This window comes from Bacteroidota bacterium, from assembly GCA_034723125.1.
GTDB lineage: Bacteria > Bacteroidota > Bacteroidia > CAILMK01 > JAAYUY01 > JAYEOP01.
Genome location: JAYEOP010000461.1, coordinates 1 through 1,997, shown reverse-complemented (window position 1 = coordinate 1,997; position 1,997 = coordinate 1). Strand labels below are relative to the sequence as shown.

Here is a 1,997-nt window from a genome sequence, read left to right as displayed (position 1 = left end):
CAATAATAATTGACAAAACAAATCCAATTGTTTGTAAAAATAATTATTATGAACTAAATGCACAATTTGAAAATGCTCAATCAATGCTTTGGTCAAAAGGACAACAAGCGGATGGAATTTTTGATGGAAATCCTAATAATCTTTTTATTAAATATTTACATGGAAATAATGATTTATCAAATCAAGGTTTTTGGATAAAAGCAGAAACCCAAGATACTGTTTGTGCTACAAAATATGATTCTATTTTTGTTCAAATCGGAGACATTCCAATTGCGAGTTTCGGAGCAAACATAATTTCAGGGGAAGTTCCCTTTGTTGTTCATTTTTATGATTCTTCAACAATAGGTTTTAATGCAATTTCACAGTTTCAATGGGATTTTGGAGATGGAAATTCATCCATAGTTCAGAATCCTGTTTATACTTATCAAAATGTTGGGAATTATGATGTGAGTTTGAAAGTAATTTCTGACCTCGGCTGTACTGATTCTCTAACAAAATTAGCTTTCATAAATGCCAAAGTAAACGGAATTACAGAAGTTGGGAATTCTGAAATATTGATTTATCCAAACCCATCAAATGAAAAAATTTACATCAAATCAGAAATAAAAATGCAATCTATTAATTTATATAATTCCTTAGGTAAATCTGTTTTAAAAGCTCAGGATTTAAACGCAAAAAATTATGAATTAAAGAAACAGTTTACAGGAATTTATTTCTTAAAAATTGGATTGATGAATGGAAGTGAGATTGTAGAGAAATTGGTTTTTGAATAAATAAAAAAATTATAATTATGAAAAAATTAAGTATTCGTCTTTTATTAAGTTTAGCAATAATATTTTTATTTAACACAGAAGTAAAATCATCTTGGTTTATGGGAGGAGATTTAAGCTATACAAATATGGGACAAGATAGTTTTATAATAAAGTTGGTTATGTACAGAGATTGTAACGGAATTAATCCGTGTAATGCAAACATTACAATCAAGTGTAAATCAACCAATCAAATTATTACAACAGCTACAATGCCAAGAACTTCCACAACTGACATAACTTCTGTATGCTCAAATAGTTGTACAAGATGTCAAACAGGCTCATGTTCATTTCCCTATGGTGTTGAAAAGTATGAATATCAAAAGTTAGTTGTTTTAAATACAGCATGTTGTGAATTGATATTATCCTATCAAATGTGTTGCAGAAATGCAACAATAACAACAGGAATAGCAAATAAATATTTTTACATTGAAGCGACTTTAAACAGATGTATCACTCCTCAAAACAGCTCACCTACTTTCAGAAACGAAGCACTTAATTTACTTTGCAAAGATCAGGATTATCAATTAAATGTTGGTGCGTATGATACTGATGGGGATTCATTGGCTTATGAATTTGCTTATCCATTAGAGGGTCATGGTTCAAATATTTCTTATTCAGGTCAGTACGATTATGACAAAGCATTTTACTTTTATGGATTCCCGAATAAGAATTTACCCTTACCAAAAGGCATTCACCTTAATCCTTCAACTGGGGATCTTTCATTCCGACCGACAAAAATTGAACAAACAGTAATGGTAATAAATGTTTCGGAGTTTCGTAATGGGGTTAAGATTGGGGAAAACCGGAGAGATATTCAAATAATAGTTATTAATTGTCCTACTAATCATTCACCTAAATTAAATCCTACATCAACTTTAAATGTAACAGAAGGCGACACCGTAAACTACACTTTTTCTACATCAGATATTGATGTAAATGATACTTTACAAATTTGCTGGGATTCATCAATCACAAATACAAGTTGGCAACTTAATACATCAAATTACAAACATCCCATAGGAACTTTAAAATTCTATCCTGATATTACAAATTTAGGTTTAAATATTTTAACAGTATCTGCTCGTGATAATGCTTGTCCTGTTTATGGGTTAACATCCAGAGCTTATAAAATTTATGTTCATCCAAAGGCTGAGGCTCAATTTTCTACAACTAATAACGGATGTG

Annotated in this window: 2 protein-coding genes; both read left to right on the top strand. The window is 30.2% G+C overall.

Annotation, left to right across the window (positions count from 1 at the left end; genetic code table 11):
- A partial coding sequence (locus tag U9R42_12025) for a PKD domain-containing protein (GenBank protein MEA3496749.1) occupies nucleotides 1-773 on the top strand: 773 nt, incomplete at its 5' end.
- 17 nt (nucleotides 774-790) lie between these two features.
- A partial coding sequence (locus U9R42_12020) for a hypothetical protein (GenBank protein ID MEA3496748.1) occupies nucleotides 791-1,997 on the top strand: 1,207 nt, incomplete at its 3' end.